Origin of the sequence: Pseudomonas sp. PDM05, from assembly GCF_014851685.1 — a bacterium.
Classification (GTDB): Bacteria; Pseudomonadota; Gammaproteobacteria; order Pseudomonadales; family Pseudomonadaceae; genus Aquipseudomonas.
The window spans coordinates 99,376-122,298 of record NZ_JACVAC010000002.1 but is presented as its reverse complement, the minus strand read 5'-3'; the positions used below and the strand labels follow the sequence as shown (position 1 = coordinate 122,298).

Genomic DNA, 22,923 nt, shown 5'->3' with positions numbered 1-22,923 from the left:
CCTATGGGTGCCGGGCGCTAGCTATGTAGCGCGACTTTGCGTTGATCCAGGCGCTTGTTGAATTCCAACCACGCGGCCAGCCCCGCCATCAGCAACGCGCCGACGATGGCCGTGGCCAGTTGCACGGCCAGCGCATCGTTGGCCATGGCGTTGACCATGTCCGCCAAGGGCGCCAGCACCACCCCCAGGCAAAACACTTCCAGGGAGTAGCGGCCCATGCGGCAGACCTCGCCCGCCAGGCGGTTTTGCGTCCAGCCTGCGCCGGGCAGCAGCTTGGCCGTGACGTAGGCCAACGCCAGAAAGTGCACCAGGCGCAGCGGCGACAGATCGGTCTTGCTGATGGGGTAGAGCAGGTCACTCAGGCGCGACGGCATCCACGCATCGTGCACCTCGGGCCAGCGCCACGACAGGGTGAGTATCCCCGCGAGCAATACGTAGAGCGCCGCGCTGACAAACAGCGGCTGACGCAACAGTGGGCGCGTCTCGACGGGTCTTGGTCGCTGGCTGTGTATCGCCGCCGCGCCACCGAGCACAAACAACAGTTGCCAGGTGACCGGGTTGAAGTACCAAACGCCATCGGCAATCGCCCGCAGGTTCCAGCCCATCCACGGCGCCAGCAGGTAGATCGTCAGCGATACGGCGACCACCACGGAGGGCTTGCGCACCAGCATCGGCAACACCAGCGGCAGGCCGGCCAGCAGCACGATGTACAACGGCAACGGGTCCATGAGGTTGGGCTTGAAGCGCAGCAGCAGTTCATCGGTGAGGGCTTGTTGCGGGTGCGTGACGAAGTGCGTCAGGCCCATCTCCGAGACCAGGTCGCGGGTTTCCACATGGCTGTTGGCGAAGAACACGATGCCCATCAACAGGGCCAGCAGGAAGATATGCACCACGTACAGCACCCACGCCCGGCGCAGGATCTTCAGGCAAGCCATCCAGTAGCCGTCGCGCTGCATGATCTTGCCGTAGGCGAGCACGGCGGCAAAACCGGCGAGGAATACAAACACTTCTGCGGCATCGCTGAAGCCGAAGTTGCGCAGGGTGATCTGGCCGAGAGGATTGTGGGGGACGTGATCCCAGAAAATGAAGATCAACGCCAGGCCCCGAAAGAAATCGATGCGCGGGTCGCGTCCGTTAGACATGGCTACGGGCTCTTGAACAATAGGTTTAATAAGGACAGGTGGACGTGGGCAACGTCATGCGCCGCACGTCGGGCGGGCAGGTTGGCGGTATTTGTAAGCAATTGCAAAGGTCGGGTATTACTGAATGTCTCAATATTGCCGTACGTCGCGGGCTTGAGTACGCCGGTGGCGGCTATTGATGAGGAGCTTCAAACGCCGCCAGAGGTGATTGGACAGTAGGGACTGAGCTACAGGTCAATAATCACCAGCGTACCGTGGCTTCCTTCCAGCACCCCATGAGCGACATAGGCGTCCACCAGGTACATCTGGCCTGGCCCGACCTCGACTTCCTCGCCGGCAATCGCCAGTCGCAAGCAGCCATCGATCACCAGCAACCCTTCGTTGTAGTCGTGAGTCTCTTGCTCATACGCCTGCTGATCCATGCGCAAGACCTTGATCCGCGCCGGGCCGACCTGGCCCAGGCGCGTGGATTTCCAAGGGGCGGGCAGTTGTTCCGCGATGGCAGAAAAGTCCAGTAACGGCATGTGAATCTCCTTGTTTCAACGATGCCGTCGGTGGTCCGGTTCAGCAGGGGGCAGGTGTGGGTTTAAAACGCATCCATCAACAACACTCGGCACGGCTTGGCCTGATACGCATTGATCTGTGGCACCAGCCGGGTGAAGTGTTCGGTCTGGCAATGGATGTCGAGCGCGGCCTGGTCAGGCCATTGCTCGATAAAGACAAAGTGCCCGGGGTCTTTTTGATCGATGAACAGATCGTAGGCGATGCACAGCGGTTCCTGACGGGTTTTTTCCACCAGTTCGGCGTACCACCCACGGACTGTTTCCACGTGTTCGGGTTTGATGAAATCTTCGGCGATGACTTTCAACACAATGTGCGTCCTCAGGCGGCAACCACTTCATGGGGTTCAAAACTGTCCGCCCGCGCCATCTGCCACATGCGCGAATAGAACTCGCCGTTCACTTCGCCAGTGAGCAGTTCGCCGGGCTTGAGGAACACATGCAGTTGCGAGAACAGCTTGATCTCGGTCGCCGACATGCGTCGCACGAGGTGCTTGGCCGACAGTTGCGACGGATGATCGAGGCCCGCGGCGGCGAGCATTTCGGCCAGCGCCTTGAGGGTGTTGCGGTGGAAGTTGAACACGCGCTGGGCCTTGTCCGGCACTACCAGTGCGCGTTGGCGCAGCGGGTCTTGCGTGGCGACACCGGTCGGGCATTTGTTGGTGTGGCACGACTGCGACTGGATGCAGCCGATGGCAAACATAAAGCCGCGTGCCGAGTTGGCCCAGTCGGCGCCGATGGCCAGGACGCTGGCGATGTCGAACGCGCTGACGATCTTGCCGCTGGCGCCGAGCTTGATCTTGTCGCGCAGGTTCAGGCCCACCAGGGTGTTGTGCACAAACAGCAGGCCTTCACGCAGCGGCACGCCGATGTGGTCGGTGAACTCCACCGGCGCGGCGCCGGTGCCGCCTTCCTTGCCGTCGACCACGATAAAGTCCGGGAGGATGCCGGTTTCGAGCATGGCCTTGGCAATGCCCATGAATTCCCACGGGTGGCCCAGGCAGAACTTGAAGCCCACCGGCTTGCCGCCGGACAGTTCACGCAGTTGGGCGATGAACCGCATCAATTCGATAGGCGTGGAAAACGCACTGTGGCGCGACGGCGAGATGCAGTCTTCGCCCATCTGGATGCCGCGGGTCTCGGCGATTTCCTGGGTGACCTTATGCTTGGGCAGGATGCCACCGTGGCCGGGTTTGGCGCCCTGGCTCATCTTGATTTCGATCATGCGCACTTGCGGGTTCTGCGCCTGCACGGCGAAGCGTTCCGGGTCGAAGCGGCCATCGCTGGTGCGGCAGCCGAAGTAGCCGCTGCCCAGTTCCCAGGTCAGGTCGCCGCCGTTTTCGCGGTGATAGGGGCTGATGCTGCCTTCGCCGGTGTCGTGGGCGAAGTTGCCGAGCTTGGCGCCTTGATTCAACGCGCGGATTGCGTTGGCGCTCAATGAACCAAAACTCATCGCCGAGATATTGAACACCGACGCCGAATACGGCTGCGTGCATTGCGGCCCCCCGACCATCACGCGAAACGCGCTGGGGTCGCTCAGCGGCGCAGGGCGCATGGAGTGGCCGATAAATTCGAAGCCCGACTGGTACACGTCGATCAGGGTGCCGAAGGGTTTGTCAGCGGTTTCGTTCTTGGCGCGCGAGTACACCAGTGAACGCTGGGCCCGGGAGAAGGGCAGGGCGTCGCTGTCGGATTCGAGCAGGTATTGGCGGATTTCCGGGCGGATGGCTTCGACCAGATAACGGATATTGCCCAGGATCGGATAATTGCGGCGCACCGCGTGGGGGCTTTGCAGCAGGTCGAAAATGCCGATCAGGCTGAGGACGCCGGTGACCACGGTGATGGGCCACAGCCATTCATGCTGGATAAACGGGAGGCTGGCGAGGGTAAAAATGACGCACACGGCAAAGAAGGCGTAACGGCTTAGCAAGGACAGGCTCATACGGTTCCCTTGGTTCGGACTCTAAGGTCGATCCGCCATTCTGCGCCCGTAACGAAACCCCAGACAACCTATGGGTTTATTCTGCATAGAAGTGGCAGGCCTATTCTTATTGCAATCGGTTCTCGTTTGGCTGCATGATTTGCGTTACTGTATAACACTTGAAATGCACCCAGACGCCCCGGAGGCCCCATGAAAGCTGGAATCCACCCCGACTACCGCACTGTACTGTTCCACGACACGGCCGCCGACGTGTTCTTCCTGATCGGCTCCACCGCCGACAGCGACCGCACCCACAAACACAGCGACGGCAACACCTACCCCTACATCCCGCTGGACGTGTCCAGCGCCTCGCACCCGATCTACACCGGTCAACAACGCAAGACCCAGGCTGAAGGCCGGATCGCCGGGTTCAACAAGCGTTTTGCGGCGTTTGGGTCGAGTGCGAAAAAAGTCGAGGCGTGAGGGATATAACTCTTTGCGTGAAGGCCGCGCCTGTTTCAGGAGCGGCTTTTTTTGCTTTCGGTGTTGACCGTTCGTCGCGAGGTCTTAGGGTCGCTTTAACTGCCGGTTGAATATCTTGAATACCCAACGTTGAAATTGTGGATTACCACTGAGGTGCATCATGTTTAAAAATGGCATGCGTCCCGTACACCCTGGAGAAATTCTCAAGGAGGAGTATTTGGAGCCGCTGGGCCTTACCGCCGCCGCCCTTGCCAGGGCGTTGCACGTTTCCGCGCCCACGGTGAATGACATCGTTTTGAAGCGTCGCAGCATCAGCGCGGATGTTGCGCTGCGCTTGGCGGCTGCATTGGAAACCTCTGCGCAATTCTGGCTGAATTTGCAGACGGCCTATGATCTGCGCACCGCGGAAATTGCTACGGGCGATCAAATCTTCAAAGAAGTCGAGAAAGTCGCGCATTGCGCTTGATCGTGTAGCAGCGCCTATTTAAACCCGGTGAAAAGCCGGGTTTTTAATGCCCTACGCCGCCGTCTGCCGAATCGGTATCACCACCCGAAATTTCGTCCCCTTACCCGGCTCGCTGCTGACAGAAATATCGCCACCATGTTTCTTGACGATGCCGTACGACAGCGACAAACCCAAGCCCGTGCCTTCGCCCACTGGTTTGGTGGTAAAGAACGGATCGAAGATTTTCTGCACCGTCTCCGGGGCAATCCCACAGCCGTTGTCGGCCACTTCCAGCCAGACGTTTTCGCCTTCCACGCCATTGCTGATGGTGATGGTGCCGCGTTCCGGGCCCATGGCCTGTGCCGCGTTGACCACCAGGTTCATCACCACTTGATTGAGCTGCGAAGCCAGGCATTCGATTTCCGGCAGGGGTGAGTATTGCTTCACCACGTCGGCCTTGTACTTGAGTTCGCTGGCGACGATGTTCAGCGTGGAGTCGATGCCTTGTTGCAGGTTGGCCCACTGCCAGGTCTGGTCGGTGTCCACCCGTGAGAAGTTCTTCAGGTCCTTGACGATCTGTACCACGCGCCCGATACCGTCCTTGGATTCGCGGATCAGGATCGGAATGTCTTCCCGCAGAAAATCCAGTTCCAGGGTCTTGGCCAGTGCCATGAGCTGGTCGCGCTGCTCGCCGGCGGGCAGCAGCGCTTCGGCCTGGCGATAGGCATCCAGCATCTGTTGCAGTTGCTCGAAGTAGCCGTCGAGGGTGCTGAGGTTGGAGGAGATAAACCCCACCGGGTTATTGATTTCATGGGCCACACCCGCCGCCAGTTGGCCCAGGGAAGCGAGTTTTTCCGACTGCACCAACTGGCTTTCCAGGTGTTTGCGTTCTTCGATTTCCACTTGCAGCGCCTGCGTGCGCTGCTCCACCAAGAGCTCCAGGTGCGAGGTTTGCAGGGCGGCGCGGCGGGCCATGTCCCACTTGTTGGAGAGGGTGTTGGCCATCTGCTGCACTTCGATGTTGTCGAAGGGTTTCTTCAGGATCAGCAAGCGATCATGGGCGTGCAGACGTTCCAGCAGTTCTTCCCAGGAGTAGTCGGAGTACGCGGTACACACCACCACTTGCAGGTCGGGGGCGACTTTCCACAGTTCCTCGATGGTCTTGGCGCCGTCCCAGCCCTGGGGCATGCGCATGTCGACAAAGGCCATGGCGTAGGGGCGCTGCTCGGCCATGGCCGTGGTCAGCAACCCCAGGCCTTCTTCGCCGCTGTACGCCGAGTGCAGCTCGAATGCCTGGGCCTGGGGTTTTTCCGGGCCGCCAAACAGGGCGGACTCCATGGCGTCCAGCGCCTGGTTCGACTCGGTGATGGGCATCAGGATCTTGCGGAAGTCGTCATGAATCGACGGCGTGTCATCGATCAACAGGATGCGCCGGTTGGGCGGTTGGTTCATTCGGGGTGTCCGGCCAGGGTTAGGGGAATCGTCAAGGTAAATACCGCGCCGAGGCCAGGCCCGTCGCTGTGGGCGCTGAGCTGGCCTTTCATCTCTACGGCCGCCAGGGCGCAGCTATGCAGGCCGAAGCCGTGGCCTTCCTTGCGGGTAGTAAAGCCGTGGGTGAAGATCCGCGCCATGTTTTCCGGCGGGATGCCTTCACCGTCGTCCTTCACGCTGATCTGCAGGTTGCCGTCGCCCAGCGGCTGCACGCTGAGGGTCATCTGCCGCGGGCGGTTGGAGAGGTTGCTCATGGCGTATTTGGCGTTGCTGATCAGGTTGACCATGATCAGCAGCAAGCGGTGTTTGTCCGCGAGAATCTCCGGCACCGGGGCAAAGTCCTTGACCACCGTGACATGGTGCCGGCTCAGGGCACCGGCGTTCATGCGCAGGGCGTCGTCCATCAAGGCGCTGATGTGCACCGGCTCCAGCAGGGCGGATGCGCCGGCATAGGATTGCTGGGTGGAGACGATGTCCTTGATGTGGTCGACGCTTTTGCTCAGTTGCGCCAGTTCTTCGGCCATGCCGTGTTGCTCCTGGGCGATGGCCTCCACCAACTGGTTCAGGTAGCCGGGCAGCAGCTTGCCCTTTTCATCCTGGGTGAGAAAGGTGCCCAGGTCTGCCTGGTGTTCGTTGATCAACTGCATCGCCTTGCCCAGGCCCAGCGCCTTGCTGCTGCGCAGTTTGCGCGTGACCAGGTCGGCGGAGATGTTCACGCTGTTGAGCACGTTGCCGACGTTGTGCAGCACGTTGGTCGCGATCTCGGCCATACCGGCCTGGCGCGCGCTGTCGAGCAGTTCGGTTTGCGCATCCTTGAGCTGCTGGGTGCGCCTTTCCACCCGTTGTTCCAGGGTTTCGTTCGCCGCCTGCAAGGCGCGGTTGACCCGGTTGATCTCGGCAAAGCTGCGCAGCAGGCGCACGGCCAGGTAGAGCAGCACCACCACCAGCAAGGTCGAGAAGATCAGCAGGTAGCGGTGGTATTGGTGGTCGATGAGGTCGGCGGCTTGCTGGTCCTGATTGAGGTGGGTGGTCAGGTCATCCAGGCGCTCGGCCACGGGCACGGTAGCGATCCGTTCGAGCAGGTTGTTGACCACAGGTTGCTCGCGCAGGATCAGCGAGATGTGATTGCTGAGAATTTCGACCGGTGCCTGGAACTCCGTGGGCAGGCGTTCCTTGTTGACCTCCAGTTTGCCCAGGCCCACCAGAATATCGGCGGCCCGATCATCGCTGGTGACCTGGGCGAACTCCAGGCTGCTGAGCAACAGGTCATAGGTGTCGGTTGCCACGCTTTGCAGTTGCAGGCGGTCTTGATCGTCATAGCGATTGAACTGGGCCTGGATGTCATCTTCGGCAGTCGGCAAAAACGCCAGGGAATTACGCAGCACTGCGTTGTGCGACTTGAACTGGTCCACCAGCCGGGCTTTTTCCTGGATAGCGGCCTGGTATGCCTCTTTGGTGGCTTGCCAGCGCGTCAGGTCTTCGGGCTGGTGGTAGGTGTCGCGATCGTTCAGGTTGGCCCACAAGCGGGTCATGTCGGTGAGCGGCGTGACCAGCGGGTCGTAGTTGTGGGTGATGGCGATCCGAGCCTTGAGCACTTCGCTGTCCCATTGCGCGTTGAGTTGCTGGAGCTGGCGGATCAGGTCGCGTGACTCGGTGTAGTTGGCGGTCTGGTCGCGGGTCGACTTGAGGTACAGAAACACCAGCGTCGAAGCCAGGAACAGCGTGACCAGGGTCAACAGCACCTGGCTGGTACGGCGCGAAGACAGAGTCATAGAGGTTTGCCCGCCCAGTCGCCGGTAAGGGTCTTGAGAAACTGGACAATCAGGTCCTTGTCTTCCTGGGTCGGGTTACGCCCCAACTGGTACTTGAACATCACGTCCACCGCGTTCTCCAGGGTCTTGGCCGAAGCGTCGTGGAAGTACGGCGCGGTGATCGCGACGTTGCGCAGGCTCGGCACCTTGAACACGTGCCGGTCTTCTTCGTCCTTGGTCAGCAGGTAGCGTCCCAGGTCCGCTTCGACCGGGTTGCCGCGCGCCTTGAAGTAGTCGCCCATCACGCCGAATTTCTGGAACATGTTGCCGCCGATGTTCACGCCCTGGTGGCAGGCGATGCAACCGTAATCCTTGAAGCGCTGGTAGCCGTATTTTTCCTGCAGGGTCAGGATCTCGGTGTTGCCCAGCAGGTACTGGTCAAAGCGCGAGTTGGGCGTGAGCAGCGTGCGTTCGTAGGTGGCCAGGGCGTTTTGCACATTGGCGGCGGTGACACCATCGGGGTACGCCTGGCTGAAGGCTTTTTGGTAGAGGGGCAGGTCGGTGAGGTTCTGCACCACGGTTTTCCAGTCGCTGCCCATTTCCACCGGGCTGATGACCACCTGTTCGACCTGCGCTTCCAGCGTGTCCACCCGGCCATTCCAGAACTGCTTGAAGTTCAGGCTGGCGTTGAACACGGACGGGGTATTGATCTGCACCGGCTTGCCATCAAAGCCCAGGGAGAAGGGTTTGTCGTCGCCCCCGCCGATTTCCAGGCGGTGGCAGCTGGCGCAGGACAGCGTGTTGTTGACCGACAGGCGCGTTTCGTTGAACAGACGGCGACCCAGCTCGACTTTGGCCGGGTCCAGCGCCGGCACCGCAGGCAACGGCTTGAGCGCTTCGTCCAGCGGCGCGGCCGCCAGCGGCAGGCTCACCCACAGCAGGAGCATGAGACGGTAGGTTGGGGCTTGGCTCAAGCGAGCACTCCTTGCAAGCATAGGGCTGTTTATTGGTTGGGCATCAGCGTTGCGGAACCCACTTGCAACATCTGGGTGAAATCCTTCGATGACACGGCCTTGCTGAACAGGAATCCCTGACCTTCCTCGCAGTGCTGATTACGCAGGAAGGTCAGTTGCTCGAAGGTTTCCACCCCTTCGGCAATGATGTTCAGGTCCAGGCTCTTGCCCATGCCGATGATAGCGCTGATCAACTGCGCGTCCTGGCTGTTTGTACCCATGCCGCGCACAAAGGATTGGTCGATTTTCAACACATCGATGGGAAAGCGCCGCAGGTAACTCAGGCTGGAGTAACCGGTGCCGAAATCATCCAGGGCCAGGCGCACGCCCATGACCTTGATGGATTCCAGCTGGGTGACGGTTTCCTCGACGTTCTGCATCAACACGCTTTCGGTGATTTCCAGCTCCAGCTGTGCGGGTGGCAGGCCGGTCTGCTTGAGGATGGCGGCCAGGTTGTCGACAAAGTCGCGCTGGCGCAGGTCAATCGCCGAGACATTCACCGAGATGGTCAACGGCGCCAGGCCCATCGCCCGCCAGGCTTGTGTCTGTTCACAGGCTTGCTGCAACACCCAGAGGGTCACGCGCACGATCAGGCCGCTGTCTTCGGCCACCGGAATGAACTCGGCCGGGTTGACCCAGCCCGAGCGCGGTTGATACCAGCGGATCAGCGCCTCCGCCCCGACGATCTGCCCGGACTTGAGGTCCAGCTTGGGCTGGTAATGCAGCACGAGCTCATCGCGGTCCAGCGCCTGGCGAATCGCGCTTTCCATGTTCTGCTGGCGCTGGGCGCGCAGGTTCATGTCCTCGGTATAGAAGCTGAAGTCGTTGGGGCCACGCTCCTTGCTGGTGTGCATGGCGGTTTCAGCGTGCTTGATCAACTCCACGGCATTGCCGCTGTCGTTGGGGTAAATGCTGATGCCCAGGCTGGCGGTGACGCTCAGGTCGTGCCCGGCGACATGGCGGGTGGCGCCGATGGCCTTGAGGATCTTATGTGCCACATGCTGGGTTTGCTGGGGGTGCTGGATGTCGTTGAGGACGATGACGAACTCGTCGGAGCCGTAGCGGAACACCGAGTCCGAATCGCGCACCGTCGCCACCAGTCCCTGGCTGACCTGCTGGAGTACCTCGTCGCCGACTGGGTAGCCCAACGCGTTATTGATGCGTTTGAAGCGGTCGAGCCCGACAAACATCACCGCCAACTGCTTGTCATGCCGCCGGCTCAGGGCAATGGACTGGGTCAGGCGGTCACCCAGCAGCGTGCTGTTGGGCAACTCGGTGAGCGCGTCGTATTGCAGCAGGTGCGAGACTTTCAGCAGTTCCTGCACACGTTCTTCAATGGTGCGTTCCAGGCCGATGACCTTGAGCGCGACATCTTGGGCGAGCTGCCATTTCCAGGTCAGGGCGCTGGCCATCTGGCGGATTTCCAGGTGGTCGAAGGGTTTTTTCAGGATCAGTAGCTGGTCGTTGTACTTCAACCGCGCCTCGATGGCTTCGAAGGAATAGTCGGAGTACGCGGTGCACAGTGCGATCTGCAAGTTGGGGTCGACATTCCACAGCTGTTCGATGGTTTGCAGGCCATCCCAGCCTGGCGGCATGCGCATGTCGATAAACACCATGGCATAAGGGGCGTTCGCCGCGAGGGCCTTGTTCACCAGGGCCAGGGCCTCTTGCCCCTGGTAGGCGGAGTCGAGCTCAAACGCCTGGCGCACCGGGGCGACCGTGCCGAACAGCGCCTCTTCGAGGCCGTCCAGGGTCGGTTCATCATCGGGATGGGCACAGAGGATCTTGCGAAAGTCCTGGTGGATCGATGCGGTGTCATCGACGATCAGAATGCGACGGTTGGCCCGTCCTGAGCCCGGATTCATGATGCGCTCCGCAACTGCGTAAGGTACGACAACATAACGATTCCTTCCCTGATTCCACTGCTGAGCGAAGCGCACACCGGCTCTGACAGCGTAGTCGAGTTCCCTTGAAATCGACGGCCAGTTGGCGTCAAATCAACCCCGGTTCTCACCCTGAGGCATCCGGCGTTTATAGGCCAGGCTTTTCTACGACGCAGTACCTCCGGGCTCAATGGTTCAATTTAGATCAATTCTGTTTAATTTGAAGGCGCAGTATCCATGGATGATCAACTCGCTGTGAACCCTACGATCTTGCTGGTCGACGACGAAGAGTCGATCCTCAATAGCCTGCGTCGCCTGTTGCGGGGCCAGCCCTATGACGTGGTGCTCGCCGGCAGCGGAGCCCAGGCGCTGGAGATCATGGCGGCGCAACCCATCGACCTGGTGATGAGCGATGCGCGCATGCCGAACATGGACGGCGCCACGCTGCTGGCCAAGGTACACGAGCTTTACCCGGCCACCAGCCGTATCCTGCTGACCGGCTACGCCGACCTGCCGACGATCATCAAGGCGATCAACGAAGGGCAGATCCACCGTTATATCGGCAAACCCTGGAATGACGACGAGCTCAAGCTGATCCTGCAGCAGGCCCTGGAGCATCAGCGCCTGGAGCGCCTGACCCTGGAGCAGAACGATCAGCTCAAGACGCTCAACGCCACCCTGGAAAAACGCGTGGCCGCGCGTACCAGCGAGTTGCAGCAAACCGCCGACATGCTCGACCTGGCCTACGACGAACTCAAGCGCAGCTATGTGACCGGCACCGAAGTGTTCTCGCTGCTGGCCAACCTGCGCCTGCCCAAGGACAAGCAGACCAACCGCCCGTTGATCGAACTGGTGCGCGTGTACTGCGCGTCCCAATGCATGGACGAAGCCAGCACCCGCGACCTGACCATGGCCGCCGCGCTCTACAACATCGGCAAGCTGAGCTGGAACGACAACATGCTGGTCGCCCCGTCCGACAAACTGCACAGCACCGACCGCGAACAGTACCGTGCCTATCCGACCCAGAGTGAATCGCTGTTGATGACCCTGGAACCGATGAAGGACGCGGCGCGGATCATTCGCCACCACCAGGAGCGCTGGGATGGCAGCGGGTTTCCCGACCACCTCAAGGGCGAGGCGATCCCGTTCGGCTCGCGCCTGTTGAAACTGGCGGTGGACTTCATCGAGTTGCAGAAGGGCCTGATCCTTGAACGGCAGATGAACAGTGGCGAGGCGCTGTTGTACATCCAGAAATACACCGGGCGACTCTATGACCCGGAGCTGGTGGAAGCGTTCTCCCAGGCCTGCGCCAAGTTCCTCAGCGATGTGACCCTCGGTGATCCGTCGATCAAAGTGCTGACCACCCGCGAACTGGCCGACGGCATGGTGCTGGCGCGCAACCTCAACGCCGACAACGGCATGCTGCTGCTCAACGCCGGCAAGGTGCTGAATCTGCCGCTGGTGGACAAGCTGATTGCGTTCGAGGCGATGGAAGGCGCCAAGTACAGCGTCTTCATCAAGGAAGATCCAGGCGCTTCAGGCGCACTCCAGTAAAAAATCCGCGAGGGGCCTGGTCGAGTCGTCGCACCGCCCCTCCCACATTGATTGCTGTGTTCCATGCGCACATGTGATTCTTGCACCCTTTGCCCCAAGGAAACCCTCCCATGCCGTCCACCATCCGCATCGCCGCCGCCCTCCTGATCGGCAGCGACGGCCAAACCCTGCTGGTGCGCAAGCGCGGTACTCAGGCGTTCATGCAACCGGGCGGCAAGATCGACGCCGGTGAGCAACCTGCCGAAGCCCTGGCCCGTGAACTGCACGAAGAACTCAACCTGCGTATCGACCCCAACGCCGCCGTGTACCTCGGGCACTTTTCGGCACCCGCCGCCAATGAGCCTGGTTATACCGTCGAGGCGCAGTTGTACAAGGTTTGCATCGACGTGCCGGTGAACCCCGCCGCCGAAATTGAAGAAGTGCGTTGGATCGACCCGGCCGGCGATGGCGGCCTGGTTTTGGCACCCTTGACACGTGACCTGATCCTGCCGTTTTATCGCGCATCGCTGACCACCACCGCCTGACACACAGGCTCAAAGGACTGAACCGTGATCCCACTCAACGAGTTGCTGATTTTCGCCGCTGCCTGCCTGCTGATGGTGTTGACCCCTGGTCCGAACATGATCTACCTGATCTCCCGTTCGATCTGCCAGGGGCGCAAGGCGGGCCTGGTGTCGTTGTTGGGTGTGGTCGCGGGTTTCTTTGTGCACCTGTTCGCCGCGGCGGCGGGTTTGACCGCGGTGTTTCTCGCCGTGCCAATGGCCTATGAAGTGCTCAAATGGGCCGGCGCGCTGTACCTGCTGTGGTTGGCCTGGCAGGCGGTCAAGCCCGGCGCGCGCTCGCCCTTCGAAGCCCAGCAACTGCCGGCGGACTCCCCGCGCAAGTTGGTGACCATGGGCTTTCTCACCAGCGCGTTGAACCCGAAGATCGCGGTGTTCTACCTTTCGGTGTTTCCGCAATTCATCACCCCGGAACACGGTTCGGTGTTCACCCAGAGCCTGATGCTCGGTTTCACCCAGATCAGCGTGAGTTTTATGGTCAATGCGCTGATCGCGATTTTTGCCGCGAGTATTGCCAGTTGGTTTATCAACAACCCGACCTGGCTGGCGGTGCAGCGCTACTTCATGGGCTTCGTGCTGGCGGCCCTGGCCGTGCGCCTGATGCTTGAGCAGCGCCGCAGCGCATGATCATCCGCACGCTGGCCGCCCGTGACGCGCAGGCGTATCGGGCATTGATGCTGGAGGCGTATGGCGTCTATCCCCAGGCCTTCACCTCCAGCGTGGCCGAGCGTGCGGCGATGCCGTTGAGCTGGTGGGAGAAGCGTCTGGACAGCCCGTTGGATCGATTGCTCGGTGCTTTTGAAGGGGATGAACTGGTCGGTATTGTCGGCCTGGCGTTCGAGCCTCGGGAGAAGGCGTGGCACAAGGTGACGTTGTTTGGCATGTATGTGAATGCCCGCCATCAGCACCAGGGTGTGGGCCGTCAACTGGTCGAGGCGGCACTGGATGAGGCGCGCAGGCAGCCGCGCCTGAAGGTGATCCAACTGACCGTAACCGCCGGCAATGCCGCGGCGTTTGCGCTGTACCAGCGTTGCGGTTTCATCCAATACGGCCTGGAACCGTTGGCGGTGAGGGTGGGCGTCGAATACTTCGACAAAATCCACATGTGGCGCGAACTGAAGACCGACTGAAATCCAACTGTGGAAACCCTATCCAATGTGGGAGCGGGCTTGCTCGCGAAAGCGGTGTGTCAGGTACAGATAATTCGACTGAACCACCGCATTCGCGAGCAAGCCCGCTCCCACATTTTGATCATCAGAGTTTTCAGTATCAGCGGACGGCGCTGACCCCATCCAATGTCGAAAACGACGTGTCCTTGGCCGTCAGCAGGAAATCGCGCATATACGGCGCATCCAACATGTCCGCACGAATCCCCGCATACAGCGTCGCAAACAAGCCTTTCTCGCCCAGGCGCTTGGCTTTCACATACCCGCGCGAGCTGTATTCATGCAGCGCCCAATGGGGCATGCCGCACACACCACGGCCGCTGGCCACCAGTTGCATCATCATCACCGTCAGCTCCGAGGTGCGCACCTGGGCCGGTTCGACGTCGGCGGGTTCGAGGAAGCGGGTGAAGATGTCCAGGCGGTCGCGCTCCACCGGATAGGTGATCAGGGTTTCGGTCAGCAGGTCTTCGGGGACGATATAGGATTTGCTTGCCAACGCATGCTGGTTCGCCACCGCCAGCATGGCTTCGTAGGTGAACAACGGTACATAGGTGATGCCTGGCAGTTCCAGCGGGTCGGACGTCACTACCAGATCCAGGTCGCCACGGGCCAAGGCCGGCAGTGGTGCGAAGGCAAAGCCGGAGGCCAGGTCCAGCTCGACCTCCGGCCACGCGTCGCGGAACTGGTCGATGGTCGGCATCAGCCACTGGAAGCAGCTGTGGCATTCGATCGCCATGTGCAAGCGTCCGGCGGTGCCACCGGCCAAACGTGCAATATCACGCTCGGCGCCGCGCAGCAGCGGCAGGGTGGCGTCGGCCAATTGCAGTAGGCGCAGGCCGGCGCTGGTGAAGCGCAGCGGCTTGGTCTTGCGCACGAACAGCGGCATGCCCAGACGTTCTTCCAGCTCCTTGAACTGATGGGACAGCGCCGATTGCGTCAGATGCAGACGTTCGGCGGCTTCCACCAGGCTGTCGGCTTCGCGCAGGGCGTGCAGGGTCTTGAGGTGGCGGATTTCGAGCACGGGCTCTCCATGAAGATAATTTGTGACGAATCGGAATGCCGTGAGTTTGTCTCATGTTGTAAGGCCTGTCGACTATGACCGCTGGGCACTCTTCATCAAACTGTCACGCAACTGTGGCAGCGCGCTTGAACAAACTTCATCAGACTCGCGCTCTACTGGGGTTCTGCGTTTCGGTGTTTTTCATGCGCGTGTTGCTTTTACTGGCCGCTTTCTTGTTCGGCCTGCCGTCTTTTGCGGCTTCTCGATGTGACGTCAATGTCCCGACCCAAACGGTCGACCTGGCTCAGGTAAGCATCGCCTACCAGAGCATCGGTCGTGCCTCCGACCCGGCCTTGTTGCTGGTGATGGGCCTGGGCGGGCAGTTGATCCACTGGCCGGATGAAGTGGTCGTCGCCCTGTGCCAACAGGGTTTTCGGGTGATCCGCTACGACAACCGTGACGTCGGCCTGTCCTCCTGGCGCCAGGCCCCGGCCAGCGCCAACCTGACCTTCGAAGTGCTGCGCTACAAACTCGGCCTGCCGGTGGCGGCGCCTTACACACTGACCGATATGGCCGATGACGCCATCGGCCTGATGGACGCGTTGCAGATCCAGCAATTCCACGTGCTGGGCGCGAGCATGGGCGGCATGATCGCCCAGCACCTGGCGGCCATGGCGCCGCAGCGAGTCGAAAGCCTCACGCTGATCATGACCAGCTCCGGCGCCGAAGGCCTGCCGGCGCCGAATGCGGCGTTGGTGCAATTGTTGTCGCGACGCAGCGCGCCCAACCGTGAGGTGGCGCTAGAGCAACAGGCCGACTTGCTCGCCGCACTGGGCAGCCCGAATGTGAAGGATGATCGCCAGGCGCTGTTGCACCAGGCGGCGCTGTCCTACGACCGCGCGTTCAACCCCGATGGCGTGAAGCGCCAGATCATGGCGATCCTGGCCGAACCGAGCCGCGTGCCGCTACTCAACCAACTGCGCGTGCCGACCCTGGTCGTCCACGGAACCGCCGACCCGCTGTTGCCGGTGATGCACGGCGTGCACTTGGCGGCGCATATCCAGGGCAGCGAATTGAGGTTGATTCCCGGCATGGCCCACCGTTTCCAGGAAGCGTTCAAGGCGCCGCTGCTGACGGCGGTGTTGCCGTACCTGCAAGCCCATCGCCAAGACGCGGCGCACCTGGCGCGGATTGACCTGGGCGAGCCTTCGAAGGTGTTGTGACATTGGTGTATCGTGCAACCTTTCTGGCGCGTTTTTGCCTACGAGGTTGCCCACCATGAGTACTCCCCTGAAAATCGATTTCGTCAGCGACGTGTCCTGCCCCTGGTGCATCATCGGCCTGCGCGGCCTGACCGAAGCCCTCGACCAGCTCGGCGCCGACGTGCAGGCCGAGATCCATTTCCAGCCGTTCGAACTGAACCCCAACATGCCCGCCGAAGGGCAAAACATCGTCGAGCACATCAGCGAAAAATACGGCTCCACTGCCGAGCAATCCCAGGCCAACCGCGAGCGCATCCGCGACATGGGTGCCGCGCTGGGCTTTGCCTTTCGCACCGACGGCCAGAGCCGCATCTACAACACCTTTGATGCTCACCGCCTGCTGCATTGGGCTGGCCTCGAAGGTTTGCAGTACAACCTCAAGGAAGCGCTGTTCAAGGCGTACTTCAGCGACGGCCAGGACCCTTCCGACCACGCGACCCTGGCGATCATCGCCGAAAGCGTCGGGCTGGACCTGAAGCGCGCGGCTGAGATTCTGGCGTCTGACGAATATGCCGCCGAGGTGCGTGAGCAAGAGGAACTGTGGGTGTCGCGTGGCGTGACGTCGGTGCCGACCATTGTGTTCAACGACCAGTACGCGGTGAGCGGTGGGCAACCGGCTGAAGCGTTTGTCGGCGCGATTCGCCAGATCATCAACGAATCCCGCAACTAAAAATGTGGGAGCGGGCTTGCTCGCGAAAGCGGAGTGCCAGTCACTAAACCTGTTGCTGATCCACCGCGTTCGCGAGCAAGCCCGCTCCCACATGGGTTACTCATTGTTCACAAAAGACCCGCTGGCCCGGCCCTTGCATTGACCCCCTGAAGCCATAAAGGGGGCACCTCTGCCTTGAATATTCTCGACCTCGATCACAGCCTCACCAGCCAACCGCCGATTGCCCGGCGCCTGGCCAGCGGTCAGGCCACGCGCATCGACCTGCTGGACCTGGGCCCCAAGCTGCGCCTGTGGTCCACCGAAAAAACCTGGAAGTCTTTCGCCCAACGCCTGGCCCAGCGGCCCCGGCCGGTGGATGCGCGGCCGGACATCCTGTTTGTCGGCTCCGGCGACTATCACCACCTCACACCGGCGTTTCTCGCCGACTTGAAAGAGCCCGTCAGCCTGATCCACTTCGACAACCACCCCGACTGGGTGCGCTTTGCGCCCAAGCGCCACTGTGGCTCGTGGGTCAATCGCGCGCTGAAAATGCCGGCGATCAAACGCATCGTCACCCTCGGCCCCTGCAGCGACGACCTGCATAACCCGCAACTGCGCGGTGGCAACCTCGGGGCGCTCAAGCGCGGGCAATTGCAGCTGTTTCCCTGGCAGCATCCACCCTCGAAAGTCTGGGGCCGGGTCGGCGATGGCGCCGGGCACCGGCAGCAGGAAAACCACCTGCACTGGCGCAATTTGGCCGAGCTGGACTGGGCTGAGTTTCTCGACCAGATGATCGACAGCCTGCCCACCGAGGCGATCTGGATCACCATCGACAAAGACGTGCTCGCCAGCGAAGACGCCGCCACCAATTGGGATCAGGGCGGCATGCGCCTGAGCCACTTGCTCCAGGCCCTGCGTGCCTTGGCGGCGCGCAAGCGGATCATTGGCATCGACGTGTGCGGCGAGTTCGCCCAGCCTGCATTCAGCAACGCGTTCAAGCGCTGGGAAGCCAAGTCCGACCAGCCGCCACCCGAGCGCTGGAGCCCCGAGGATCTGCAACGCAATGCGGCCACCAATGCGGTCCTGATCGATCTGTTTGAGGAGTTGTTCCCGTGACGTTGACCGTGGTGTTGCTGGTGGCGTTTTCCATCGTGCTGGATGTGATCGGCCAGTTGTGTTTCAAGCTCGGCCTGGACCGTTTGCCCGAGTTGGAAGGCGGCTTTCGCCTGAACGCGTTCTGGGGCCAGGTATTCAATGCGCCGTTGTTGTGGGCGGGGATCGGCGCCTATGCGATTGAGTTTTTTGTCTGGCTCGAAGCCTTGTCCCGTGCGCCCTTGAGCCTGCTGTTCCCCGCCGCCGCGCTGGCGTATTGCGGGGTGGTGCTGGTGGGCAAAGTGGTGCTGGGTGAGACCGTCAGCCGTCGCCGTTGGGCGGGGACATGGGTGATCACCTTGGGCGTGATGTTGGTGGCGATTGGAGGAGGGCAGGTATGAGTACGCACGCGTGGCTACACGGGCGCTTTGGCACGGTGGTGTTGTGGGCGTTGCTGATCTGCACCGAGAGCGCCGGACAGTTGTTTACCAAGGTGGCCGGCGACCAGCTGGGGCAGATGGACTTCAACTGGCTGTGGCTGGGCGAAGTGGCGCGCAACCCCGCAATCCTGGCGGCGATTGCCTGCTACATCGGCGCGTTTTTCGTGTGGATGCTGATCCTGCGGCGCAGCAGCCTGTCCCTGGCGTTTCCGCTGAGTTCACTGGTGTTTGTGGTGGTATTGCTCGGTTCGTGGCTGGGGCTGGGGGAGCATATCAGCGCGCTGCACTGGGTGGGCGTGGCGGTGATTATCGGCGGGATCGCCTTGTTGGCCGAAGGCGAAGAAAACTGAACAACCTGCTATGAAATGCAGGCCCATGTGGGAGCAGGCAAGCCAGCTCCCACAGGTTGTTCCAGTTGAATCAGTTGAATTTGTAGCTGATCGCCGTCTGCACCTGGCCTTGGTTCACATCCCCGGCTTCCTTGACGATGCTGCTGTCTGCCGCCGAACCCACCAGGTGCACCCAGCTGGCACTGGTCAGCAAGGACCAGTTGGGCGCCAGCGGAAACTCGAAGCTCTGGCTCAGCGTCACATTCTGGAAGCCGCCGCTGGCGTTGTACGGGCGAAAGCCCGAGGCCGCAGATTCATTGGCGTCGACGCCGAAAAAGGTCTGGGTCTGGCGCGCGTCGGCAAAGTGCGCCATCAGGCTGCTGCTGCCGATAATGCCGCCGCCCAGCGGGTAGCCCAGTTCGCCGCCGACTTTACCCAGCACGCCGCTTTGGTCGTGCCCGCCGCCAACGGCCCGGCCCAGTTGGGCGTATACGCGCCAGAAATCGGCCGGTGCGTATTGGATGAAACCGCCTGCTTCAGCCATGTCCGAGACGTTGCGCAAGCCTTGCAGCTCGCCGTTCGAGGTGCGCCCCTGCAAGTAATTGATGTACGGGCCGGCGGTGATCCCGTGGGTCTTCAGCGCGCTCCAGCTCAAGCCGTCTTCGGTGCTCAGGCTGACATTGCCCCAGTCCAGGTCCAGGTAGGGCACGGGACGGGTTTCGTAGCGGCTGCCGGTCGGGTCGTGGGGTTGATAGGTAAGACCCGCGCCGACTTCGCCGGTGATGGGCTCGGCCTGGGCCGCGTTGCAAAAGCCCCACAGCCCCAATAAACCGGCGACTACAGCAGAACTGACCTTGTGCATGAAAGCGTTTCCTTCTGGGGATATGCGCGCATGAACGCGCGAAGCGCCGCCCTGGCGCAAGCACTGATCTTGTTTGTAGCAAGCTACAAAAATTGTAGCTCGGCTGACACAAATGCCATCACGCAGTGAGCAAAGCCCCAGCCCCGCTGGGCTTTGTGCGGTTGGCACAGTCCCTGCTCTAGCCCTGGTGCAAGCGCATACAGCGCGCTCTTCCAAGGTAAACACAGATGATCGACTGGCATATCGTGTGCGACTTCGATGGGACCATCACCCCCACCGATGTTATCGACAACGTCCTCCAACGCTTCGCCGGGCCCGAGTGGGAAACCATCGAACAGCAATGGCTGGACGGGCATATCGGGTCACGCGAATGCCTGAGCCGCCAACTGGCGTTGATCAAGGCCACCCCGACGGAACTGCTGGCGTACTTCGACAGCGTTGAGATCGACCCGGACTTCCCCGACTTCGTCGATCAGGTCATCGGCCTGGGCGCGTCCATCGAAGTGGTCAGTGACGGCATCGAGCAAGGCATCGCGCGCATCCTGTCGCGCAACTACGTGACCTTGTTGCCGATCCTCGCCAACCGCCTGCGCCAGGTCGACCAGAACAGCTGGCGCATCGACTTCCCGTATTCCAGCGACGCCTGCCGCGCCGCCTCCGGCAACTGCAAGTGCAAATCCACGCCGCGCAACAAGCGCGTGCTGGTGATCGGCGACGGCAAGTCCGACATGTGCGTGGCCTCCACCGCCGACTTCGTCTTTGCCAAGGGCAGCCTCGCCGACTACTGCGTCACCCACAACATTCCCCACGCGCGCTTCGACACCTTCGCCGAAGTCAGCGCCTTGCTGGCTCGACTGCCCCAGGGCAACGCCGCCAACGCCACCTCCTTTACTGCTGCCGACAACCAGGAACTCTTCCACCATGTCTGATATCCGCATCGCTACCGCCGAAGACCAGATCCTTCTGGATAAAGAAGCCAAGTATTGCTCCTACGGCGACACCGTCCACTACATCGAGCCGCCGCGTATTTTCAGCCGTTGCGAAGGCTCCTACGTGTGGGACACCGAAGACCAGGCCTACCTCGACCTGCAAATGTGGTACTCGGCGGTCAACTTCGGCTACGCCAACCCGCGCCTGAACAACGCGCTGAAACAGCAGATCGACACCCTGCCGCAAATCGCCAGCCAGTACCTGCACAAGGGCAAGATCGAGCTGTCGGAAATGATCGCGGTCGACGCCAAGAAGAAATTCGGCCTCGACGGTCGTGTGCACTTCAACGTCGGCGGTTCGCAGTCCATCGAAGATTCGTTGAAAGTGGTGCGTAACGCCACCAACGGCAAGAGCCTGATGTTCGCCTTCGAAGGCGGCTACCACGGGCGTACCCTCGGCGCCTCGTCGATCACCTCCAGCTACCGCTACCGTCGCCGCTACGGCCACTTTGGCGAGCGTGCGCAGTTCATTCCGTTCCCGTATCACTTCCGTGGCCCTAAAGGCATGACCAAGGAAGAATACGGCAGCCATTGCGTGCAGCAATTCGCGCGCCTGTTCGAGACTGAATACAACGGCGTGTGGGACCCGAAAGTCGGTTCCAGCGAATACGCCGCGTTTTACGTCGAGCCGATCCAGGGCACCGGCGGCTACGTGATCCCGCCGATGAACTTCTACCGTGAGTTGAAGCACGTGCTGGACCAGCACGGCATCCTGATGGTCTCCGACGAGATTCAGATGGGCTTCTATCGCACCGGCAAACTGTGGTCGATCGAACACTTCGACGTGCAACCGGACGTGATCGTGTTCGGCAAGGCGCTGACCAACGGCCTCAACCCACTGGGCGGTATCTGGGCCCGTGAAGAGTTGATCAACCCGAAGATCTTCCCGCCAGGTTCGACCCACTCCACCTTCGCCTCCAACCCGTTGGGCACGGCGGTAGGCCTGGAAATGTTCAAGATGACCAACGAAGTCGACTACGGCGCGATGGTCATGGCCAAGGGCAAATACTTCCTCGAAGGCCTGCAGGACTTGCAGAAACGCTTCCCGATCATCGGCGACGTCGACGGCCTGGGCCTGGCCCTGCGCTGCGAAATCTGCGGCCCGGATGGTTTCACGCCGGACAAGGCAACCCTGGACTACATGGTCGAAGAAGGCATGAAAGGCGACATGATCGTGGACGGCCAGAAACTCGGGCTGATCCTCGATGTGGGCGGTTACTACAAAAACGTGATCACCCTGGCGCCGTCCCTGGAAATCAGCTACCCGGAAATCGACCTGGGCCTGAAGCTGCTGGAGCAACTGCTGGTGCGAGCGACCAAACGGTGAATACGCCTGAGATCGACCTCGGTGAAGGTACTGCCGGTTTCGTTCTCGGTGCAGGTCCGGTCGGGATCTTGTTGATCCACGGCCTGACCGGCACGCCGACGGAATTGCGCCAGGTCGCCAAGGGCCTGGCCAAGGCGGGCAATTGCACGGTGTACGTGCCCACCCTGGCCGGGCATTGCGGCGATAACAGCGACTTGCAGGCCACCGGCTGGCTGGACTGGTACGACGGCGTGCGCAAGACCTTCGCCCAGGTCAAGCAACGCCACGCCCAGGTGTTCGTCGGTGGCTTGTCCATGGGCGCGGTGATGTCGATGTACGTGGCCGCCGAGCATCCGGGGCAAGTGAGCGGGTTGCTGATGTATTCGACCACCTTGAAGTACGACGGCTGGAGCATCAACAAACTGGCGTTCCTTACCCCGTTGCTGATGAAAATCCCGTTCGGCGTGCACATCTGCCGCTTCGAAGAGAAGCCGCCATATGGCATCAAGAACGAACGCCTGCGGGCCATCGTTGAACGGCAGATGAAGGAGGGCGAGAGCAGCGAGGCGGGCTTGTTGACCATGGAGGGCATCACCGTGCGCGAGTTGCACCGGATGAACGCAGTGGTCAAGAAACGCATGCCCGAGGTCAACGTGCCGGCGCTGGTGTTGCATTCCATCGAGGACGACATCACCAGCCGCTGGAACGCGGATTATGTCGAGCGCCATCTGGGCGGGCCGGTGACCAAGATCCTGCTGGACAACTGCTACCACATGATCACCGTCGACCTGCAATACCGCCGGGTGATCGAGCTGAGTGCCGAGTTCGTTGACCAGCACACCGCCTTCAAACCAGCGCAGTTCGATGTTGGTTTGCATGCAATGGCGGTCTGACAGCCAACCGAAATTGTCCGCCGACCTCAGCTTGAATGTGGGAGCGGGCTTGCTCGCGAATGCGGTGGTTCAGCCAATAAATGTGTTGACTGATACACCGCATTCGCGAGCAAGCCCGCTCCCACATTTGAG

The 22,923-nt window shown here is 61.2% G+C and carries 24 protein-coding genes; 14 read left to right on the top strand and 10 right to left on the bottom strand.

What is annotated here, in order from left to right:
• Positions 1-17: 17 nt before the first annotated feature.
• The 4 genes from IB241_RS05465 to IB241_RS05450 form a co-directional block, all read right to left on the bottom strand.
• Complete coding sequence (locus IB241_RS05465) at positions 18-1,142, bottom strand: OpgC family protein (protein ID WP_192297365.1); 1,125 nt, start codon at positions 1,140-1,142, stop codon at positions 18-20.
• A gap of 227 nt (positions 1,143-1,369) precedes the next feature.
• A complete protein-coding gene (locus tag IB241_RS05460) occupies positions 1,370-1,666 on the bottom strand; it encodes a cupin domain-containing protein (RefSeq protein ID WP_192297363.1) in 297 nt (98 codons plus the stop codon).
• Between the two features lie 62 nt (positions 1,667-1,728).
• Positions 1,729-2,013 carry a putative quinol monooxygenase gene (locus tag IB241_RS05455; RefSeq protein ID WP_192297362.1) on the bottom strand — a complete coding sequence of 95 codons (285 nt, stop codon included), beginning with the start codon at positions 2,011-2,013 and terminating at the stop codon, positions 1,729-1,731.
• Positions 2,014-2,024: 11 nt separating this feature from the next.
• The gene (locus IB241_RS05450; RefSeq protein ID WP_192297361.1) at positions 2,025-3,644 is read right to left on the bottom strand and encodes an FMN-binding glutamate synthase family protein; all 1,620 of its coding nucleotides are present in this window, start codon (positions 3,642-3,644) and stop codon (positions 2,025-2,027) included.
• A gap of 189 nt (positions 3,645-3,833) precedes the next feature.
• Here IB241_RS05450 and IB241_RS05445 point away from each other — a divergent pair, with 189 nt between their 5' ends.
• On the top strand, positions 3,834-4,106 hold the full coding sequence (locus IB241_RS05445; protein ID WP_192297359.1) for a type B 50S ribosomal protein L31: 273 nt from the start codon (positions 3,834-3,836) through the stop codon (positions 4,104-4,106).
• A gap of 160 nt (positions 4,107-4,266) precedes the next feature.
• Positions 4,267-4,572, top strand: a complete 306-nt coding sequence (locus tag IB241_RS05440; protein WP_192297357.1) for a HigA family addiction module antitoxin — start codon at positions 4,267-4,269, stop codon at positions 4,570-4,572.
• Positions 4,573-4,623: 51 nt separating this feature from the next.
• On the opposite strand, the gene IB241_RS05435 is transcribed toward IB241_RS05440, so the two are convergent.
• The 4 genes from IB241_RS05435 to IB241_RS05420 are packed head-to-tail and all read right to left on the bottom strand — an operon-like array spanning position 4,624 to position 10,671.
• Positions 4,624-6,003 carry an ATP-binding protein gene (locus IB241_RS05435; RefSeq protein ID WP_192297356.1) on the bottom strand — a complete coding sequence of 460 codons (1,380 nt, stop codon included), beginning with the start codon at positions 6,001-6,003 and terminating at the stop codon, positions 4,624-4,626.
• Positions 6,000-7,814, bottom strand: a complete 1,815-nt coding sequence (locus IB241_RS05430) for a DAHL domain-containing protein (RefSeq protein WP_192297354.1) — start codon at positions 7,812-7,814, stop codon at positions 6,000-6,002. Before IB241_RS05430 ends, IB241_RS05435 begins: the two co-directional genes overlap by 4 nt.
• Positions 7,811-8,740 carry a cytochrome-c peroxidase gene (locus IB241_RS05425; RefSeq protein ID WP_225595308.1) on the bottom strand — a complete coding sequence of 310 codons (930 nt, stop codon included), beginning with the start codon at positions 8,738-8,740 and terminating at the stop codon, positions 7,811-7,813. Before IB241_RS05425 ends, IB241_RS05430 begins: the two co-directional genes overlap by 4 nt.
• 56 nt (positions 8,741-8,796) lie before the next feature.
• Entirely contained in the window at positions 8,797-10,671 is a 1,875-nt protein-coding gene (locus tag IB241_RS05420) for a putative bifunctional diguanylate cyclase/phosphodiesterase (protein WP_192297350.1), read from the bottom strand.
• A gap of 255 nt (positions 10,672-10,926) precedes the next feature.
• Here IB241_RS05420 and IB241_RS05415 point away from each other — a divergent pair, with 255 nt between their 5' ends.
• The 4 genes from IB241_RS05415 to IB241_RS05400 all read left to right on the top strand — a co-directional run bounded on the left by IB241_RS05415 (position 10,927) and on the right by IB241_RS05400 (position 13,933).
• On the top strand, positions 10,927-12,243 hold the full coding sequence (locus IB241_RS05415; protein WP_192297348.1) for an HD domain-containing phosphohydrolase: 1,317 nt from the start codon (positions 10,927-10,929) through the stop codon (positions 12,241-12,243).
• A 110-nt stretch (positions 12,244-12,353) separates the two neighbouring features.
• Positions 12,354-12,767, top strand: a complete 414-nt coding sequence (locus IB241_RS05410; protein ID WP_192297346.1) for an NUDIX hydrolase — start codon at positions 12,354-12,356, stop codon at positions 12,765-12,767.
• A 24-nt stretch (positions 12,768-12,791) separates the two neighbouring features.
• Positions 12,792-13,430: a LysE family translocator gene (locus tag IB241_RS05405; protein WP_192297344.1), complete on the top strand. Its 639-nt coding sequence runs from the start codon at positions 12,792-12,794 to the stop codon at positions 13,428-13,430.
• Entirely contained in the window at positions 13,427-13,933 is a 507-nt protein-coding gene (locus tag IB241_RS05400) for a GNAT family N-acetyltransferase (protein WP_192297342.1), read from the top strand. The genes IB241_RS05405 and IB241_RS05400 overlap by 4 nt, the downstream gene beginning before the upstream one ends.
• A gap of 139 nt (positions 13,934-14,072) precedes the next feature.
• Here the strand turns inward: IB241_RS05400 and metR are convergent, their stop codons facing one another.
• Positions 14,073-14,990: a transcriptional regulator MetR gene (gene metR, locus IB241_RS05395; protein WP_192297340.1), complete on the bottom strand. Its 918-nt coding sequence runs from the start codon at positions 14,988-14,990 to the stop codon at positions 14,073-14,075.
• A 182-nt stretch (positions 14,991-15,172) separates the two neighbouring features.
• On the opposite strand from metR, the gene IB241_RS05390 reads away from it, so the two are divergent.
• The 5 genes from IB241_RS05390 to IB241_RS05370 all read left to right on the top strand — a co-directional run bounded on the left by IB241_RS05390 (position 15,173) and on the right by IB241_RS05370 (position 18,762).
• Complete coding sequence (locus tag IB241_RS05390; RefSeq protein WP_192297338.1) at positions 15,173-16,192, top strand: alpha/beta fold hydrolase; 1,020 nt, start codon at positions 15,173-15,175, stop codon at positions 16,190-16,192.
• Positions 16,193-16,247: 55 nt separating this feature from the next.
• On the top strand, positions 16,248-16,901 hold the full coding sequence (locus IB241_RS05385) for a DsbA family oxidoreductase (RefSeq protein ID WP_192297337.1): 654 nt from the start codon (positions 16,248-16,250) through the stop codon (positions 16,899-16,901).
• Positions 16,902-17,075: 174 nt separating this feature from the next.
• A complete protein-coding gene (locus IB241_RS05380; RefSeq protein WP_192297336.1) occupies positions 17,076-17,996 on the top strand; it encodes an arginase family protein in 921 nt (306 codons plus the stop codon).
• A complete protein-coding gene (locus tag IB241_RS05375; RefSeq protein WP_192297335.1) occupies positions 17,993-18,373 on the top strand; it encodes a transporter in 381 nt (126 codons plus the stop codon). The genes IB241_RS05380 and IB241_RS05375 overlap by 4 nt, the downstream gene beginning before the upstream one ends.
• On the top strand, positions 18,370-18,762 hold the full coding sequence (locus IB241_RS05370; RefSeq protein ID WP_192297334.1) for an EamA family transporter: 393 nt from the start codon (positions 18,370-18,372) through the stop codon (positions 18,760-18,762). The genes IB241_RS05375 and IB241_RS05370 overlap by 4 nt, the downstream gene beginning before the upstream one ends.
• Before the next feature lie 70 nt (positions 18,763-18,832).
• Here the strand turns inward: IB241_RS05370 and IB241_RS05365 are convergent, their stop codons facing one another.
• Positions 18,833-19,603 carry a MipA/OmpV family protein gene (locus tag IB241_RS05365; RefSeq protein WP_192297333.1) on the bottom strand — a complete coding sequence of 257 codons (771 nt, stop codon included), beginning with the start codon at positions 19,601-19,603 and terminating at the stop codon, positions 18,833-18,835.
• A 227-nt stretch (positions 19,604-19,830) separates the two neighbouring features.
• On the opposite strand from IB241_RS05365, the gene IB241_RS05360 reads away from it, so the two are divergent.
• The 3 genes from IB241_RS05360 to IB241_RS05350 are packed head-to-tail and all read left to right on the top strand — an operon-like array spanning position 19,831 to position 22,791.
• Complete coding sequence (locus IB241_RS05360; RefSeq protein WP_192297332.1) at positions 19,831-20,532, top strand: MtnX-like HAD-IB family phosphatase; 702 nt, start codon at positions 19,831-19,833, stop codon at positions 20,530-20,532.
• Positions 20,525-21,919: an aspartate aminotransferase family protein gene (locus IB241_RS05355; protein WP_192297331.1), complete on the top strand. Its 1,395-nt coding sequence runs from the start codon at positions 20,525-20,527 to the stop codon at positions 21,917-21,919. The genes IB241_RS05360 and IB241_RS05355 overlap by 8 nt, the downstream gene beginning before the upstream one ends.
• Positions 21,916-22,791 carry an alpha/beta hydrolase gene (locus IB241_RS05350; protein ID WP_192297329.1) on the top strand — a complete coding sequence of 292 codons (876 nt, stop codon included), beginning with the start codon at positions 21,916-21,918 and terminating at the stop codon, positions 22,789-22,791. Before IB241_RS05355 ends, IB241_RS05350 begins: the two co-directional genes overlap by 4 nt.
• Positions 22,792-22,923 lie beyond the last annotated feature (132 nt).

Coding starts and splice junctions, on each gene's coding strand:
- IB241_RS05465 (WP_192297365.1), bottom strand. CDS start 1,142: ATGTCTAACGGACGCGACCCGCGCATCGATTTCTTTCGGGGCCTGGCG.
- IB241_RS05460 (WP_192297363.1), bottom strand. CDS start 1,666: ATGCCGTTACTGGACTTTTCTGCCATCGCGGAACAACTGCCCGCCCCT.
- IB241_RS05450 (WP_192297361.1), bottom strand. CDS start 3,644: ATGAGCCTGTCCTTGCTAAGCCGTTACGCCTTCTTTGCCGTGTGCGTC.
- IB241_RS05445 (WP_192297359.1), top strand. CDS start 3,834: ATGAAAGCTGGAATCCACCCCGACTACCGCACTGTACTGTTCCACGAC.
- IB241_RS05440 (WP_192297357.1), top strand. CDS start 4,267: ATGTTTAAAAATGGCATGCGTCCCGTACACCCTGGAGAAATTCTCAAG.
- IB241_RS05435 (WP_192297356.1), bottom strand. CDS start 6,003: ATGAACCAACCGCCCAACCGGCGCATCCTGTTGATCGATGACACGCCG.
- IB241_RS05430 (WP_192297354.1), bottom strand. CDS start 7,814: ATGACTCTGTCTTCGCGCCGTACCAGCCAGGTGCTGTTGACCCTGGTC.
- IB241_RS05425 (WP_225595308.1), bottom strand. CDS start 8,740: ATGCTCCTGCTGTGGGTGAGCCTGCCGCTGGCGGCCGCGCCGCTGGAC.
- IB241_RS05420 (WP_192297350.1), bottom strand. CDS start 10,671: ATGAATCCGGGCTCAGGACGGGCCAACCGTCGCATTCTGATCGTCGAT.
- IB241_RS05415 (WP_192297348.1), top strand. CDS start 10,927: ATGGATGATCAACTCGCTGTGAACCCTACGATCTTGCTGGTCGACGAC.
- IB241_RS05410 (WP_192297346.1), top strand. CDS start 12,354: ATGCCGTCCACCATCCGCATCGCCGCCGCCCTCCTGATCGGCAGCGAC.
- IB241_RS05400 (WP_192297342.1), top strand. CDS start 13,427: ATGATCATCCGCACGCTGGCCGCCCGTGACGCGCAGGCGTATCGGGCA.
- IB241_RS05390 (WP_192297338.1), top strand. CDS start 15,173: ATGCGCGTGTTGCTTTTACTGGCCGCTTTCTTGTTCGGCCTGCCGTCT.
- IB241_RS05385 (WP_192297337.1), top strand. CDS start 16,248: ATGAGTACTCCCCTGAAAATCGATTTCGTCAGCGACGTGTCCTGCCCC.
- IB241_RS05370 (WP_192297334.1), top strand. CDS start 18,370: ATGAGTACGCACGCGTGGCTACACGGGCGCTTTGGCACGGTGGTGTTG.
- IB241_RS05365 (WP_192297333.1), bottom strand. CDS start 19,603: ATGCACAAGGTCAGTTCTGCTGTAGTCGCCGGTTTATTGGGGCTGTGG.
- IB241_RS05360 (WP_192297332.1), top strand. CDS start 19,831: ATGATCGACTGGCATATCGTGTGCGACTTCGATGGGACCATCACCCCC.
- IB241_RS05355 (WP_192297331.1), top strand. CDS start 20,525: ATGTCTGATATCCGCATCGCTACCGCCGAAGACCAGATCCTTCTGGAT.